Source organism: Alphaproteobacteria bacterium (assembly GCA_017308135.1).
Lineage (GTDB): Bacteria > Pseudomonadota > Alphaproteobacteria > CACIAM-22H2 > CACIAM-22H2 > Tagaea.
Genome location: JAFKFM010000011.1, coordinates 258,560 through 273,544, shown reverse-complemented (window position 1 = coordinate 273,544; position 14,985 = coordinate 258,560). Strand labels below are relative to the sequence as shown.

15 protein-coding genes are annotated in these 14,985 nt (G+C 65.9%); 4 read left to right on the top strand and 11 right to left on the bottom strand.

Translation table 11 applies throughout. From position 1 onward, the window contains the following. Positions 1 to 12 precede the first annotated feature (12 nt). From J0H39_20665 to J0H39_20640, 6 genes are all read right to left on the bottom strand, one after another. Positions 13 to 282, bottom strand: a complete 270-nt coding sequence (locus J0H39_20665) for a hypothetical protein (protein MBN9499174.1) — start codon at positions 280 to 282, stop codon at positions 13 to 15. Between the two features lie 16 nt (positions 283 to 298). Then, positions 299 to 1,111: a hypothetical protein gene (locus J0H39_20660; GenBank protein MBN9499173.1), complete on the bottom strand. Its 813-nt coding sequence runs from the start codon at positions 1,109 to 1,111 to the stop codon at positions 299 to 301. Between the two features lie 228 nt (positions 1,112 to 1,339). After that, positions 1,340 to 2,089: a hypothetical protein gene (locus J0H39_20655; GenBank protein MBN9499172.1), complete on the bottom strand. Its 750-nt coding sequence runs from the start codon at positions 2,087 to 2,089 to the stop codon at positions 1,340 to 1,342. 18 nt (positions 2,090 to 2,107) lie between these two features. Further along, positions 2,108 to 3,658 (bottom strand): head-tail connector protein, encoded by a 1,551-nt coding sequence (locus tag J0H39_20650; GenBank protein MBN9499171.1) that lies wholly within the window; start codon positions 3,656 to 3,658, stop codon positions 2,108 to 2,110. Between the two features lie 5 nt (positions 3,659 to 3,663). Beyond that, complete coding sequence (locus tag J0H39_20645; protein MBN9499170.1) at positions 3,664 to 3,876, bottom strand: hypothetical protein; 213 nt, start codon at positions 3,874 to 3,876, stop codon at positions 3,664 to 3,666. A gap of 57 nt (positions 3,877 to 3,933) precedes the next feature. Next, positions 3,934 to 4,407, bottom strand: coding sequence for a hypothetical protein (locus J0H39_20640; protein ID MBN9499169.1), 474 nt, complete (start codon positions 4,405 to 4,407; stop codon positions 3,934 to 3,936). 165 nt (positions 4,408 to 4,572) lie between these two features. On the opposite strand from J0H39_20640, the gene J0H39_20635 reads away from it, so the two are divergent. Then, on the top strand, positions 4,573 to 5,214 hold the full coding sequence (locus J0H39_20635; GenBank protein ID MBN9499168.1) for a helix-turn-helix transcriptional regulator: 642 nt from the start codon (positions 4,573 to 4,575) through the stop codon (positions 5,212 to 5,214). Here J0H39_20635 and J0H39_20630 read toward each other — a convergent pair whose 3' ends face one another. Then, entirely contained in the window at positions 5,215 to 6,792 is a 1,578-nt protein-coding gene (locus tag J0H39_20630; GenBank protein MBN9499167.1) for a lysine--tRNA ligase, read from the bottom strand. A gap of 83 nt (positions 6,793 to 6,875) precedes the next feature. Between J0H39_20630 and J0H39_20625 the strand changes: the two genes are divergently transcribed. Continuing rightward, a complete protein-coding gene (locus tag J0H39_20625) occupies positions 6,876 to 9,692 on the top strand; it encodes an ATP-dependent DNA helicase (GenBank protein ID MBN9499166.1) in 2,817 nt (938 codons plus the stop codon). Here the strand turns inward: J0H39_20625 and J0H39_20620 are convergent. From J0H39_20620 to groES, 3 genes are all read right to left on the bottom strand, one after another. Continuing rightward, positions 9,655 to 10,617: an AEC family transporter gene (locus J0H39_20620; GenBank protein MBN9499165.1), complete on the bottom strand. Its 963-nt coding sequence runs from the start codon at positions 10,615 to 10,617 to the stop codon at positions 9,655 to 9,657. The genes J0H39_20625 and J0H39_20620 overlap by 38 nt on opposite strands. A 103-nt stretch (positions 10,618 to 10,720) precedes the next feature. Further along, the gene (groL, locus tag J0H39_20615) at positions 10,721 to 12,349 is read right to left on the bottom strand and encodes a chaperonin GroEL (protein MBN9499164.1); all 1,629 of its coding nucleotides are present in this window, start codon (positions 12,347 to 12,349) and stop codon (positions 10,721 to 10,723) included. A 21-nt stretch (positions 12,350 to 12,370) separates the two neighbouring features. Next, entirely contained in the window at positions 12,371 to 12,691 is a 321-nt protein-coding gene (gene groES, locus J0H39_20610; protein MBN9499163.1) for a co-chaperone GroES, read from the bottom strand. A gap of 209 nt (positions 12,692 to 12,900) precedes the next feature. Between groES and J0H39_20605 the strand changes: the two genes are divergently transcribed. Then, positions 12,901 to 13,164, top strand: coding sequence for an usg protein (locus J0H39_20605; protein MBN9499162.1), 264 nt, complete (start codon positions 12,901 to 12,903; stop codon positions 13,162 to 13,164). Between the two features lie 43 nt (positions 13,165 to 13,207). Then, entirely contained in the window at positions 13,208 to 14,050 is an 843-nt protein-coding gene (locus tag J0H39_20600; protein MBN9499161.1) for a carbon-nitrogen hydrolase family protein, read from the top strand. 3 nt (positions 14,051 to 14,053) lie between these two features. On the opposite strand, the gene J0H39_20595 is transcribed toward J0H39_20600, so the two are convergent. Then, complete coding sequence (locus J0H39_20595; protein ID MBN9499160.1) at positions 14,054 to 14,983, bottom strand: DMT family transporter; 930 nt, start codon at positions 14,981 to 14,983, stop codon at positions 14,054 to 14,056. Positions 14,984 to 14,985 lie beyond the last annotated feature (2 nt).

Below are 14,985 nucleotides of genomic sequence, written 5' to 3'. Positions count from 1 at the left end.
CGGTTACAAGCGTCAGTCGGTGTCGGCGGAATCGAACCGCGTCATATCGGCGGTATCGACAATTCCGCTCGCGTTCGACGCGACCGCGAAGATCCCGTTGACCGTGGTGCCCCCGGTCGAGGTGTTGGCGAGCAGCATGTCGCCGGGGCGCAGCATGTCCGCGGCCGCGTTGAAATAGCCGGTCGTGTCGACCGTCGCGGCCGTGTCGGGCGTGGTGTAGTGCCAAAGCGTGAAGCCGTTCGCGTAGGCGAGCACGCTGAGGTTTTTCTGGACGAAAGCCATGTGCGTCTCCTTTCCGTTACTCGGCGCAACGCAGGGTGACGACGCCTTCGGCGTCGATGATGCCGGCACCCTGGCTCATCATGTTCGAGATGAAGAAGCTGGCGCGGTCGCCGTGCCAGGTGATGTCGGTCGTCACGTCCTTGCCGGACGCGTGGCCGATCGCCGATTTGTGGTACCAGTGGCAGAAGCGCACGCCGGCCGTTTTGGTCAGGCCCGAATGCGGCATCCACAGCGTGCCGAGCCAGCGCTTGGCCTGCGTGCCGTTCCACGGCAGATCTTCCGACCCGACGTAATCGGCGTTGGCGAACTCCTCGATGTCGAGCAGATCGCTCCACTGGCCCCAGCCGACCACGGCGTAGCGCTCGCCGTCGTCGGGCACGTCGACCGCCCCCAGCATCTCGAAGGCGGTCAGCACCTTGGCCTTGGTGAGGCCCGTGGAGTTGTCGCCCGCGTAGTTGCTCGACACGCCCAGCGCTTCGATGATCAGCTCGTCGGTCTTGCGGCCCAGCGCGTAGGCGCCCGAGTTGATCACCGCTTGGCGTTCGTCGCTGCCGACCTTGATCTCGTCGAGCGCGTCGAGCCATTCGCCGGCGTAGTAGTCCTTGAGGAACACTTCGACCGTGGAATGGTCGACATTCATCACCGGGACCTGGGCATGACGCGCCTTGGTGGACGCGGCCCCCTTGCCCATCTTCTGGAACACGGTCGAAGCGCCCTCGATCTGCTTCTTCGACCGCACGGTATTGCGCAGCTTGGAGCCCAGCCGCTGATAGGCGGTGTGGACTTCGCCTTCGTAGTTTTTGACGAAGGCTGTTTCGATATTAGGCATCTTTAGGTGGTCTCCTGGCGTAGAGGTTGACCGGATGCGCGCGACGCTTCCGGCGGGTTGGGTTCGGCGCCGGGGCCGTCCGTCCCGGAAAGGCTTGGCCGTGCGACCGGCATTTGCGCCTTTCCGGGTGCGACGGTTGTCCCGGCGCGTTCTTCGGGTGCCGATCCGTTATCCGTTCATCCCGCGTCGCAAGCGGGCATCACGGGCGGGCGGTGTCGCCGAATGTCGTCAGGCCTTGCCGTCGTAAAGGCGGCGATAGCCCTCGGTGACCGCGCGGATGAAGGCGGGATCGCGATCGCGCCAATAGCGCTTGTCCTTCATCATCTCGCGCAGATCGCCTTCGCTGGCCGGTGTGGGCGATCCGCCGGGCGCGCCCAAAGGCGGCTCGCCCGACTCCATCAAGCGGCGCATGGCGCGGATCCCGTCGGGCGACGCGGCGAGTGCCGCGTACACGACCGGCGAGAGATTGCGCTGGCCCCACGCGGCGATCTGGCCCGAGAGCGCGTTCCATTTTTCGGCGCCGCCGAATTCCTCGGCCAGGCGTTCCATCGTCTGCTCATGGCGCGCATCGGCGGCGAGTTGGGCCGCGAGCGGCACAATGCGCTCGACCGCGAGGTCGTAGACAAGCTGCGCCTGGCGCGGCGAGAAACCCGCCTGATGCAAGCGCGCATTGACCGCCGGGTCGACCGACAACAGATCGTCCTTCATCTCGATCTTGTAGCCGTCCGGCGTTTCGGGAATCTCCAGCGCGCGGCGCAAAGTGGAATCCCACTCCGCGCTGCCGGGACCGGGCACGGAACCCGACATGCGCCGCTCGAGCTCGGTATAGGCCTTGGCGAGATCGTCGGTGCGGATGGCGCCCTTGTCGTTGTCCCAGAATTTCTCGGGCAACGATTCCGGACGGCCGCCGGGGGCTGCGGGATTCGGCAATAGCGAGATGGGCTCGGGCGTGGCAGGCGAAGCGGTTTCGGTGGTCATGGCGTTTCCTTTCGAGGATCAGTTCGGAAGTTGCGGAACGGGAGCGGCTTGGGGGCCAAGCCCCAACGCGGCGGCGAGCATCGCGGGGTCAGGCAAAGCCTGAACGGGCTTCACCAGATCGGCGGGCACGTTCATCGCGCGCGCGATCCAGCGCGCGGCGGCGGCGCTATCGACCGTCGCCTGGCCTTCGGGGCCGAGCATCGCGGTTTGCTGAATCCACAGCAGCGCGTTGCGCACGTCGCTTTCGGCCTGCACGCGCGCGAGCGGGGATTTGTAGCGAAGCTCCACCACGCGGCCGTCGATCACGATCGGCGGCACTTCGCCGCGCCGGCGCAGAATGCCGATCGAGCGCGCGACGAGCGGCGTGAGCAGTTCCGACTGCAAGCGGCCATAGGTCGCGCCGAGCACGCGCGCCATTTCGGCCGAGCGTTCGAGCACTTCCGTCGCCGTCATCTTCGGCCCTTCGATGGCGCCGAGCTTGTCGGCCAGCATCGCGTGGCGGATGCGTGCGCGCAGATCGGAGAGCACGAGATTCGACACGTCGAAGCGGCCCGGCGCTTCGAGCGGCGTCAAACCCGCCGAGCCCACCGCCTTCGGGATGATCGTTCCGGGCTGAAGCTTGATGTTCGCCGGATTCAGCACGCCGTCATCGTCGGCCTGCCAGATGCCCGTGACCGCGATCGACGCGTTTTTCAGCACAAGCTCGACGACCTTGTTGGCGGTCTTGATGTCGGGCAGCGCCTTCATCACCGGCGAACGGCCATAGGATTCGCCCGGCGCCTTCAGCCAGCGGAACACCAGGAACGGCGATTGCGCGAAGCGGCCTTCGGCGAGCAGCGTGGGTGTTTGCGCCCCCGCCCCGGTTTCGAGCACGGCCGCGTAGCGCACGCCCGACGCTTCGGGCAATGCCGCTTCGACCAGCGTGTGGCGCTTTTCGACACCTTCGCTCGTATGCTCTTCCGCCTCGCGCAGAATGCTTTCGGGCAATTCGGCGCGCGGGAAGCGGGCGCGCAAGCGCGTGGCCGTTACCTCGCTGGTGCGGAACACCGTGTCGGGCAAGCCGTCGCCGCCCTCCTCCACGCTGATCTGCGCCAGGGGTACAGCGGTGAAACGGAAGGCGCTGTCGGCGCCCGGTGTGGCTTCTTCGAACTGCAGCGCCGCGGTGCCCGCGACGATCAGATCGAGGAAGCATTGATGCGCCTCGACCGCGAAATTCGAGCGATCGAAATGCGTTTGCAGAATCGCGGCGGTCTTCTCCAGCACCTCGCCGACTTGGGCGTGCACTTCTTCGGGCACGTCGCTGCCCGGCTGCAAACCGAACCAGCGCGTCCAAGGCGGCACAAGCTGCGACATCAACGACGCCGCGAGCTGGTCGGCCGCGTCGGGCGCGGTGCCGTCGAAAAGACGATCGGCGCGGCGATCGGGTGCGACGGACGGCGCCAGGGCCGAACGCTGCGGCAAGGCGAAATCGTAGCAATCCTGCCAGATCGATTCCCACGGGCCCCGTGCCTGCTTGGCGCGGCGATAGCGGCGCAGAATCGCCTGGGCCTGTTCGGGAGCGGAATCCATGACGGTCACGCCCCTAGCTTCGTCTGCGTCTGATCGGGCAGGACCGAGGCGGTCAGCACGCCGCGTTCGCCCGTCGCGAGCAAACCTTGGCGGCCGCGCCGGCGGCGCAGCATCGCTTTGATGCGCGCTTCGCGGCGCTCGACCTCGGGGTCGGGCAACGGCGGCGGGGGCGGCGGCGGCGGGGGTGCGGACGGGGCGGAAGAAAACACGGAACCCATGGCGATCTCCTGATTTCCTTTTCGTGCAGCGGTTACGAATATGATCGATATTTGTTCTCACGCCGCTTCGACGGCGACGGGGTGGGTTTCGCCGCCGATTTCGGGTCGGCGAAGGCGCTTGGCAGCGCGCAGATGGCGGTAGAGTTGATGGGGCGTGAGCACGAACCAGCTTTGGATACCCAGCACGCGCTTGACCGCCTCGACGCACGTGAAGGGCAGCGGCGGTGCGATGCGCGCCTTGCCTTCGCCGACCACGGTTTCGATCACGATGTGCCCGGCCTGGCGATAGCGCCAGGCGAGACGCGACATCGGTTCGTCCCCGAATTTACCGACACAAATCGAATGCGAGAGCGAATCGATCATCACCCACTCGCCGCCGATCCGCACCACCACCGCGCAATGGCGGAAGCCGCGTTTCAGCCAGCGCAACCATGCGATCTCGGTCTGGTCGCGGAACACGACCAGCGCTTCTGATCCGGGGCGGATCAGGACGAATTCGGCGGTCGGCGTGTCGGCGAAGGCGAGACCCATGATGCGGTTTCCTAGGGGTTGCGGATCAATTCGACGCCCCAGGAATAACGATTCGCGACAACCGCGCTCAACGGATTTTTAAATAGGAATATTTTCCTATTTTTTCCGAGATAGGATTATTTTCCCGTCGCCTTCGCGGGGCCGCCATGCGAAGATTTCACAATCATGTTGCGTCATGCGGATATCTGGTCGGCGATCGACAAGGTCGCGCGCGACCATAACTTCACGCTGTCGGGGCTCGCGAAGCGCGCGGGCCTCGACCCCAGCGCGTTCAATCGCTCCAAGCGCATCGGCCCGGACGGGCGTTTGCGCTTCCCCTCGCTCGAATCCTTGGCGCGAATCTTCGACACCACGGGGACCAACCCGTTGGATTTTCTGGCGCAAGCCGGCGTCGTGCCGTCGGCGGGCGGAATCGGGGCGCGCAAAAAACTGCCGTCGCTGTCGATTTCCGACGCGCAATTGCGCGACGCGTTCGATAACGCGGGCAAACCCACCGGGGCGGCGTGGGACGAACTCGCCTTCCCCGATCTGTTCGACGACGACGCCTACGCGTTGATCGTCAACGGGGATTCGCTGGAGCCGCTCTATCGCGACGGCAATGTGCTGATCGTCAGCCCGCACGCGCCCGCACGGCGCGGCGACCGCGTCATCCTGCGCAGCATCGTCGGCCGCTTGGTCGCGCGCGAATTCGTGCGCCGCTTGCCGCGCCATGTGGAAGTGTTGCGGTTGGTCGGCGACAATACAATCGAAACGATGGATGCCGGCGGTGTCGCCTTCATCCATCGCATCGTTTGGGCGAGCCAGTAGTTAGCGGGAGAGTTCGCCCGACAGCGCCTTGGCGATCAACGCGCGCGTTTCGGGCACGCCGTAAAGCGCCACGAACGAGCCCATACGCGGGCCTTGGCTCGATCCCAACAGCGTTTCGTAAAGGCACTGGAACCACGCTTTGAGATCCGCGAAATCCGGCCGCTTGCCGATTTCGTAGATGTGGTTCTGGATCGCCGTCGCATCGGCGCCCGCGGGCAAGCCCGCCAGCATCGCGTCGAGATCGGCGAGCGCTTTGCGTTCGGCTTCCGTCGGCGCGCGATAAACGCGCGTCGGCTTCACCTTGTCGCGGAAATACGCGATCGCGTGGCCGACCAAGCGATCGAGCATCGGATTCGCCTGCGGATTGGCTTGCGGCGCGTAGCGCGAGATGAAGCCCCACAGCACCGACTTGTCCTCGGTATTCGCGACCGAGGCGAGGTTCAGCAGAATGTTGAACGGCAGCGCGTTGGCTTCCGGGGCGGGCGGATTGCCGCCATGAATATGGAAGACCGGATTGTCCATTCGCTGCTGCAAATTCTGCGTGGGATATCGCTCGACGAAGGACAGGTAATCGTCCACGTGGCGCGGGATCACGTCGAAATGCAGGCGCTTGGCGGCCTTGGGCTGCTGGAACATGAACAGCGACAGGCTTTCCGGCGGGCCGTAGGTCAGCCATTCCTCGATCGTCAGACCGTTGCCGCGCGACTTCGAGATCTTCTCGCCGTTTTCGTCGAGGAAGAGTTCGTAGTTGAAACCTTCGGGCGGCTTGCCGCCGATGGCGCGCACGATCTTCGACGATTGCTTGACCGAATCGATCAGATCCTTGCCGGACATTTCGTAGTCGACGCCAAGTGCGGCCCAGCGCATCGCCCAGTCGACCTTCCATTGCAGCTTGCAAGCGCCGCCCGTGACCGGCGCTTCGACCAACTCGCCATCCTCGTCGCGGAAGACGACGCTCGACGCCTTGCGCTCCAGGATCGGCGTTTGCAGCACGCGGCCCGACTTGGGCGACACGGGCAAGAACGGCGAATAGGTCGCGCGGCGTTCCTCGCCCAAAGTGGGCAGCATGATCGCCATGATCTCGTCATAGGCGCGCAAGACCTTCAGCAGCGTTTCGTCGAACGCGCCCGCCTTGTAACGATCGGTCGCCGAGACGAATTCGTATTCGAAGCCGAAGGAATCGAGGAACGAGCGCAGCTTCGCGTTGTTGTGCTGGCCGAAAGACGGCGCCGTGCCGAACGGGTCGGGCACTTGCGTCAGCGGCTTGCCCAAATGCGGGCGGAGCAGATCCGGGTTCGGGATGTTGTCCGGCACTTTGCGCAGACCGTCCATGTCATCCGAGAACGCAAATAGGCGCGTCGGCAACCCGGTCATCAATTCGAACGCCTTGCGCACCATCGTGGTGCGCGCGACCTCGCCGAACGTGCCGATATGCGGCAAGCCCGAGGGGCCGTAGCCGGTTTCGAACAGCACATAGCCTTTTTCCGGCGCTTTGCCGCCCAGGCGGGCGATCAGCTTGCGCGCTTCTTCGAAAGGCCAGGCGCGCCCTTTGAGCGCGTCCTCGCGGGAAATCGGCATTTGGGTGGTTTCGGTCATGGGGTCGCGAAACTAGGTGTTGGCACGCGGTGCGTCAACGCCGCCGAACGCCTATAGTGCCGGAAATGCCCGATTCGCCGCCCTCGATCGTCGCTTTCAACCGCCGCGCCAGCGGTGCGGTACGGCTGCCCGACGCCCCGATCCTGGTGGCCGGCGTGGCACGCGCCGCCTGGCTGACCGCCGACGGCGAGATCGAGGAATTGTCCTTGCGCGAGGCCGCGTCGCGCGCCTTGGCCGAAGCACCGCTGCTGGTCCACGCGCCGGCCCAAAGCAAACGCCTGGGCCTCGACCGGATCGCTTCCATCGACGCGCTGGAACTCTACGCCTTCGTGCGCCCCGCGAAATTTTGCGTGCCGACACCGCGCGGCTTGGCGCAGGCGATGGGGATCACGGTGCCGCATGCCTTGGCCGCCGAAGCGCAGGCCGTGCGCGAAGCGGTCGCCGCCTTGCTCGCCGAACTCGCCGAACCGTTGACCGCGCGCAACCCCGACATCCTGGCGGTCGCACGCGCGATGGCGCGCGGCGGCTGGCGCTGGGCGCCGTCGGTCCTCGCGGCATTGGGCGACGATCCGACCGCGTTCGAGAAGGATCGCTCGCTGCAAGGCCTGGAAGTGTGGCGCCGTCTCGACGAATGGGAAGAGCAAGCGCCCGAATCGGCCCCCGGCAACGACGCGGTCGATCCCGGCGAAGCGCGCCGCCGCTTGGCCGATATGCTGGGCGACGGCAGCGAAGCGCGGCCCGAGCAAGCCGATTATGCGTCGGCAGCCAGTGCTGCGTTCCTGCCCAAGGACGATCCCGAGCATACGCGCCTTGTCGTCGCCGAAGCGGGCACGGGTGTGGGCAAGACGCTCGGCTATCTCGCCCCCGCGACGCTGTGGGCCGAGAAGAACAATGGTGCTGTGTGGGTTTCGACCTACACCAAGAATCTCCAGCACCAGATCGACCGCGAACTCGATCGGCTGTTCGAGGAGCCGGCCGAGAAGCGCAACAAGGTCGTGCTGCGCAAAGGCCGCGAAAACTATCTGTGCCTGCTGAACATGGAAGAAGCGGTGCGCGGCGTGATCACGCGCCCGTCGGATGCCGTGCCCCTCGGGTTGATGGCGCGCTGGGCGGCGGCCAGCCGCGACGGCGACATGGTCGGCGGCGATTTTCCCGCCTGGCTGCCCGATCTGGTCGGCAAGGTGCGCACGCGCGGTCTCGCCGACCGGCGCGGCGAATGCGTCTACGCCGCCTGCGCGCATTATTCGCGCTGCCCGATCGAAAAGAGCGTGCGCCGCGCGCGCCGCGCGGAGATCGTCATCGCCAATCATGCGCTGGTGATGATCCAGGCGGCGTTGGGGGCCGCGACCGCCGACCAAACGGCGGGCGCCACCGATGCGCGCCAGCCTTTGCGCTACGTGTTCGACGAAGGCCACCATGTTTTCGAAGCGGCGGATTCGGCGTTCGGTTCGGCCTTGTCGGGTTTGGAGACGAGCGAACTTCGCCGCTGGATCGTCGGCGCGGAAGGCGGGCGCCAACGCGCGCGTGGATTGAAGGCGCGCGCCAACGATCTGGTCGCCGGCGACGAGCGCGCCGAAGCGATGATCGAACACGCGATCGCCGCCGCGCGCAGCCTGCCCGGCGAAGGCTGGCTCGCGCGCTTGTCGGGCGAGACGATCGGCACGACCGAAGCGTTCCTGGCGCTATTGCGCAAACAAACCATCGCGCGCAGCGAAGGCGAGGATGACGGTTATTCGCTGGAAACCGATCCGCGCCCGGCGATCCCTGGTCTGATCGAAGCGGCGGACAAACTCGACGCGTCGCTCGCGCGCATCGCCGAGCCGTTGGTGGCGCTGGCCAAGCGCCTCGTCGAGAAGCTCGACGACGAAGCCGCCGAACTCGACACCGCCACGCGCGCGCGCATCGAAGCGGTGGCGCGCGGTTTGGCACGCCGCGCCAACAACGAGCTTGCCGGCTGGCGCGCGATGCTGAAATCCCTGTCGAGCGAAACGCCGCCCGAATTCGTCGATTGGATCTCGCTCGACCGTATCGACGGACGCGATACCGATGTCGGCCTCAACCGGCGCTGGATCGATCCGACCGTGCCCTTCGCCGCGACCGTTTTGCGCCCCGCCCATGGCGCGCTGATCACGTCCGCAACGCTGACCGACGCGACCGGCGACGTCGACAAGGATTGGGCAGCGGCGGCCGAGCGCACGGGTGCCCGCCACATGCCCGATTATGTGCGTGCGCAGATGCCCTCGCCCTTCGACTACGCGTCGCGCACGCGTGTACTGGTCGTCAACGATCTGGGTCGCGACGAGCCCGATCGCGTCGCCTCGGCCTATCGGGAGCTTTTCCTGGCGTCGGGCGGCGGAGCGCTGGGCCTGTTCACCGCGATCGGGCGGTTGAAAGCGGTGCATAACCGCATCGGCAAGGCGATCGAGAATGCGGGCTTGCCGCTTTACGCCCAGCATGTCGATCGCTTGGACGTGTCGACGTTGGTCGATATTTTCCGCGCCGAGGAAGATTCCTGTCTGCTTGGCACCGATGCCGTGCGCGACGGCGTGGACGTGCCCGGGCGCGCGCTGCGCTTGATCGTGTTCGATCGCGTCCCCTGGCCGCGCCCCGATATTCTGCACAAGGCGCGCCGCGCGGCCTTCGGCAAAAGCGCTTACGACGACCGCATCGTGCGCCTGCGTTTGCGTCAGGCGTTCGGGCGGCTCGTGCGCAAGGCCGACGATTCGGGCGTGTTCGTGCTGCTCGATGGGCGCTTCCCGTCGCGGCTGGCGGGCGCTTTCCCGCCGGGCACGACGGTGGAGCGCGTGGGGCTCGCCGACGCCATCGCCGCGACGCGCGGCTTCTTCAATGCGGCAGCTTCACCGAGCCGAAGCGAATCATAAGGAACGAGATCGTCACGACCGACAGCACGGTCGAGACGAGGATCGCGGCCGAGGCGCGCTCGACATAAAGCTTGTATTGCTGCGCCAGCACGAAGCAAAGCGCAGCACTCGGCAGCGAGGCGAGGATCACGGCGGCGGCCGTCAGGAACGGGTCGAGGCCGAACAAGCCGGCGAGCCACCATGTGACCAGCGGCTGCACGATCAGCTTCACGAAAACGAGCCAGCCGACTTCGGCCGATTTGCGCCCGCCCGCCAGCGTGCCGAGCGAACGCCCCGACAGGAACAGCCCGATCGCGAACAGCGCGCAGGGACCTGCCGCCGCCCCCAGCAATTCGCCGAAATTCACGACGGGCTTGGGCAGCGGAATGCCGGTCAGGTTCCACGCGAGGCCCAGCAAAGGCGAGACGACCAGCGGGCTTTTGGCGAGACCTTTGGCGACGTTGACCAGCGCATGGCGCGCCCCGCCCTGCCCCGCCAAACCGCTTTCGACCAGCACCACCGTCGCCGCGACGAGGGTGAGCGAATAGATCGACGTGCCGAGAATCGCGGGCAACGAATTCGCCGGGCCGAACGCCGCCAGGAACAGCGGAATGCCCATATAGCCGACATTGGCGAAGGTCGCGGCGAGCAAGGCCAACGCGGTTTGCGCCGTGCCCGCACGGAAGAAGATCATCAACCCGGCGAGGCCGACGAGCCACGAGATCGCGAAGCCGCCGACGAAAGTGCCGATATAAGGCAGGTCGAAAACCTGCGCCAAGGGCACGCGGGCCGGGCCCATGAACAGCACGGGCGGCAGCGCGAACCAGTAGCAGAATTTGTTCAACGCCTCCGACGAGTCGGCACCCAACAGGCGCACGCGGCCGGACATATAGCCGGCGAAGATGATGCCGAAAACCGGCAGGACGACGTCGAAAACGGGTTGCATGGCGGCGGACCCTATTTCGCCGCCGCGCCGCCCGCAACGAAAAACCCCCGGGGTCGCCCCCGGGGGTTCCGCATGCCATAGCGTTAGGGTTGCGCGGTTGGGCTTAGTAGTCGCCCATGCCGCCCGCCGGCATCGCCGGGGCCTTTTCGGGCTTCGGCGCTTCGGCGATCATCGCTTCGGTCGTGATCAGCAGACCCGCGACCGACGACGCGTCTTGCAGGGCGAGACGCACGACCTTGGTCGGGTCGATGATCCCTTCCTTGATCATGTCGACATATTCGCCCGTCTGGGCGTTGAAGCCCTGGGTGGCCGACTTGCCTTCCAGCAGCTTGCCGACGATCAAAGCGCCATCGGCACCGGCGTTTTCGGCGATCTGGCGCGTCGGCGCTTGCAGCGCTTTGCGCACGATCTCGATACCGACCTGCTGGTCGCTATTGGCGCCCTTCAGGCCGTCGAGCGCACGGATCGCGTAGAGCAAGCCCATGCCGCCGCCGGGCAGGATGCCTTCCTCGACCGCGGCCTTGGTCGCGTGCATCGCGTCGTCGACGCGATCCTTGCGTTCCTTGACCTCGACCTCGGTCGCACCGCCCACACGGATGACGGCCACACCGCCGGCGAGCTTCGCCAGACGCTCTTGCAGCTTCTCGCGGTCGTAGTCCGAGGTGGTTTCCTCGATCTGCGCCTTGATCTGCCCAACGCGCGCTTCGATGTCCTTCTTCTTGCCCGTGCCGTCGATGACCGTCGTGTTGTCCTTGTCGATGCGGACCTTCTTCGCGCGGCCCAGCATGTCGAGGGTGACGTTCTCGAGCTTGATGCCGAGATCTTCCGAGATCACCTGGCCGGCGGTGAGGATGGCGATATCCTCCAGCATCGCCTTGCGGCGATCGCCGAAGCCCGGCGCCTTGACGGCCGCGATCTTCAAGCCGCCGCGCAGCTTGTTGACGACCAGCGTCGCCAAAGCCTCGCCTTCGACTTCCTCGGCGATGATCAGCAAGGGCTTGCCGGTCTGCACCACGGCTTCGAGCACGGGCAGCAGCGGCTGCAAGCCGGTCAGCTTCTTCTCGTGGATCAAAATGTACGGATCGTCGAGTTCGACCGTCATCTTGTCGGCGTTCGTCACGAAATAGGGCGACAGATAGCCACGGTCGAACTGCATGCCTTCGACGACGTCGAGCTCGGTCTCGAGGCTCTTGGCCTCCTCGACCGTGATGACGCCTTCCTTGCCGACCTTCTGCATCGCCTTGGCGATCATCTCGCCGATGTCGCGCTCGCCGTTGGCGGAAATCGTGCCGACCTGGGCGACTTCGGCGTCGGTCGTGATCTTTTTGGTGCGCTTCTTGAGGTCTTCCACGACGCGCTCGACGGCCAAGTCGATGCCGCGCTTCAGATCCATCGGGTTCATGCCGGCCGCGACCGACTTCGCCCCTTCGCGCACGATCGCTTGCGCCAGCACGGTCGCGGTCGTCGTGCCGTCGCCCGCCGCGTCGTTGGTCTTCGACGCCACTTCGCGCACCATCTGCGCGCCCATGTTCTCGAACTTATCGGCCAGTTCGATTTCCTTGGCGACCGACACGCCGTCCTTGGTGATGCGAGGCGCCCCGAACGACTTATCGATCACGACGTTGCGGCCCTTCGGGCCCAACGTCACCTTGACCGCATCGGCCAGGATGTCCACGCCGCGCAGCATACGCGCGCGCGCGTCGCCGGAAAACTTGACGTCTTTGGCAGCCATGTTTCGATCCTCTTCCTTCGCTTAGGCGGCCTTCTTCGCGGGCGCCGTCGCGACGCCTTCGAGAATGCCGAGAATGTCCGACTCCTTCATGATCAACAGCTCTTCGCCGTCGATCTTCACTTCGGTGCCCGACCACTTGCCGAACAGCACGCGCTCACCCGCCTTCACGGTCGGCGCGACCAGTTCGCCCCGCTCGTTGCGCGCACCGGGGCCGACGGCGACGACTTCGCCTTGCGACGGCTTTTCCTTGGCGGTGTCGGGGATGATGATGCCGCCCGCGGTCTTGGCTTCCTCGTCGATCCGACGGACCAGGACGCGGTCATGCAGCGGTTTGAACTTCATCAGCGTGACTCCCTCTTGAAATTGGCACTCGGGAAGCCCGAGTGCCAGCCAGATAGGAAAGCCGAATTCCGCCGTCAAGGGGATTGGCAGCACTCGCTTTTACACGCTGCTAACATATTGAAATTGTTGAATTTTGGCGTGCGCTTTGCTTCAGAATAAGGGCGTCCCGGCGTCGCGTCCGGGGCCGATTGGAAAGGAGGCTTCGCGCAATGACCGATTTCGCCAAGCAGCTCGCCGACTACCGCCTGACCACGGCGGAAATCCTTTACCGCCTGCCCGATCATCCCGCCGTGTTGCAAAGTTACGTCTGGCAGGACCTCGACCTCGCGCCGCAATTCCCGGTGCTGCGCAAGTTCCTCGATTTCTGGGAGCGCGAGATCGAGGGCAAGCTCTATCAGGTGCGCGTGGCGTCCGCCGGCCTGATCAAGCCCGCCGAGATTCGCGCCAACGCCGCGCTGTTGACGCTGCACTAAGCGGGCAGCGACACTCCGGCCTCACACAAGCCGGAGAAGTTCGTTGATCCGCATCGCCGCGTCCCAGTATCGCTTCCAGTCCGTCGCGTCGTTCGACGAATTCGCGCGGCGCGTCGAAACGCATGTCGCGTCCGCCGCCGAATTCGGCGCGAAGCTGCTGGTGATGCCCGAGTATCTCAGCTTCGAATTGCTGACCGTGCCGGGGGCGGGCGGCATCGAGAGTTTGCCGCAGGCGACACAAGCCTATGAAGGTTTGTTCAAGGCGCTGAGCGCGCGCCATGCGATCCCCGTGCTCGCCGGCACGCATCTGATCGCCGACGGCAATAATTTGCGCAACACCGCGCATCTGTTCTTCCCCGACGGGCGGATCGAGCGCCAGGCGAAGAACCATTTGACCCCGTGCGAAGTCACGCCCTGGAACCTGAAACCCGGCGACGGTCTGAAGGTCGTCGATCTGGGCTTCGCGCGCGCGGCCATGCCGGTTTGCTACGACATCGAATTCCCCGAACTTGCGCGCCAAGCCCGCGCGCGCGGCGCCGACATCCTGTTGGTGCCGAGTTGTACCGACGATGCGCATGGTTATCACCGTGTGCGCGTTTGCGCGGCGGCGCGCGCGATCGAGAACCAGATTTACGTGGCACTGTCGATGACGACGGGTTCGCTGCCCAGCGTGCCGCTGATGCGCGCCAATTACGGCCGCGCCTCGCTCCACACGCCCTGCGATTACCCCTACCCGCCCGGCGGCGTGCTGGCCGAAGGCGAGATGAACGACGATCAGGTCGTGTGCGGCGATTTCGATATGGAAGCGCTGGCCCGCGCGCGCGCCGGCGGCTCGGTCAAAACCTGGCAGGACCGGCGCGGCGATCTTTATCCGTTGGCGACGTGATCTTTAGCCGCGCCGGCTGGCGATAAACGCCGCGATCCGTGCGAGCGGCCTGGGGCCGGCGGTGACCATCGCCACCCCGGTCAGCACGATCGCGGTCGCCGCGATTTCGCGCAGGCTGATCGTCTCGCCCAGCAGCACGAAGCCGAGCAGGATCGTCCACGGCGGCAGAAAGTAGCCGTTCATCGAGCCGATCGTCGGACCGGCGCGGCGCAGGATGCGCATATAAAGAACGATCGGCATCGCGGTGCCGAAGATTCCCAGCATCGCCAAGACCGGCAGCGAATCCGCCACGCCCGCAAATGCCGCCGGCCCGGCGACCAGTGCCACGCAAAGGAACGTCGGCACGCCGGAAAAGAATTGCTGGCCGAACGCCAAACGCAGCGGGTCGGGCGACGGCACGGCGCGCACATAGACGTTGCCCAACGCGTAGCTGACCGCGACGACGACCATCGCCGCGACGCCCATCCCGTCGACCGGCCCGCCATCGAACGCCGCCGGGCCGACCAGCAGCGTCATGCCTGCGAAACCGACGGCCAGGCCGCGCGCGCGCCGCGCGGTCAATTTCTCGTCGGCGAACAATGCTTGCGCCAGCACGGCGACGATCAAGGGCGTGGTCGCCTGGATCATCGACGCGAGGCCGGCGGAGATTTGTATCAGCGCATAGACGGTGAGCGCGTTGGGAATCACGCCTTGCAGCAGGCCCAGCACCGCCCAGTCGCGCCATTCGCGCCCGCGCGGCACGATGGAAATGCGATGCAGCAGCAGCCACGCGGCGAGCAAGCCCGCCCCCATCACGCCGCGCAACGCCGCCAAGGCGAGCGGCGACAAGCTGGTGCCCGCGACCTTCAGCAGCAGGAACGCGCTTGCCCACAAGAAGGAGCACAGCAGCATCTGCGCGACCAATCCGCCGCCGGGCCCGTCCTTCGACGACATGC

Bases quoted from the DNA above. Each gene is read 5' to 3' on its own strand.
- J0H39_20665 (MBN9499174.1), bottom strand. From the start codon at position 282: ATGGCTTTCGTCCAGAAAAACCTCAGCGTGCTCGCCTACGCGAACGGC.
- J0H39_20660 (MBN9499173.1), bottom strand. From the start codon at position 1,111: ATGCCTAATATCGAAACAGCCTTCGTCAAAAACTACGAAGGCGAAGTC.
- J0H39_20655 (MBN9499172.1), bottom strand. From the start codon at position 2,089: ATGACCACCGAAACCGCTTCGCCTGCCACGCCCGAGCCCATCTCGCTA.
- J0H39_20650 (MBN9499171.1), bottom strand. From the start codon at position 3,658: ATGGATTCCGCTCCCGAACAGGCCCAGGCGATTCTGCGCCGCTATCGC.
- J0H39_20645 (MBN9499170.1), bottom strand. From the start codon at position 3,876: ATGGGTTCCGTGTTTTCTTCCGCCCCGTCCGCACCCCCGCCGCCGCCG.
- J0H39_20640 (MBN9499169.1), bottom strand. From the start codon at position 4,407: ATGGGTCTCGCCTTCGCCGACACGCCGACCGCCGAATTCGTCCTGATC.
- J0H39_20635 (MBN9499168.1), top strand. From the start codon at position 4,573: ATGTTGCGTCATGCGGATATCTGGTCGGCGATCGACAAGGTCGCGCGC.
- J0H39_20630 (MBN9499167.1), bottom strand. From the start codon at position 6,792: ATGCCGATTTCCCGCGAGGACGCGCTCAAAGGGCGCGCCTGGCCTTTC.
- J0H39_20625 (MBN9499166.1), top strand. From the start codon at position 6,876: ATGCCCGATTCGCCGCCCTCGATCGTCGCTTTCAACCGCCGCGCCAGC.
- J0H39_20620 (MBN9499165.1), bottom strand. From the start codon at position 10,617: ATGCAACCCGTTTTCGACGTCGTCCTGCCGGTTTTCGGCATCATCTTC.
- groL (MBN9499164.1), bottom strand. From the start codon at position 12,349: ATGGCTGCCAAAGACGTCAAGTTTTCCGGCGACGCGCGCGCGCGTATG.
- groES (MBN9499163.1), bottom strand. From the start codon at position 12,691: ATGAAGTTCAAACCGCTGCATGACCGCGTCCTGGTCCGTCGGATCGAC.
- J0H39_20605 (MBN9499162.1), top strand. From the start codon at position 12,901: ATGACCGATTTCGCCAAGCAGCTCGCCGACTACCGCCTGACCACGGCG.
- J0H39_20595 (MBN9499160.1), bottom strand. From the start codon at position 14,983: ATGTCGTCGAAGGACGGGCCCGGCGGCGGATTGGTCGCGCAGATGCTG.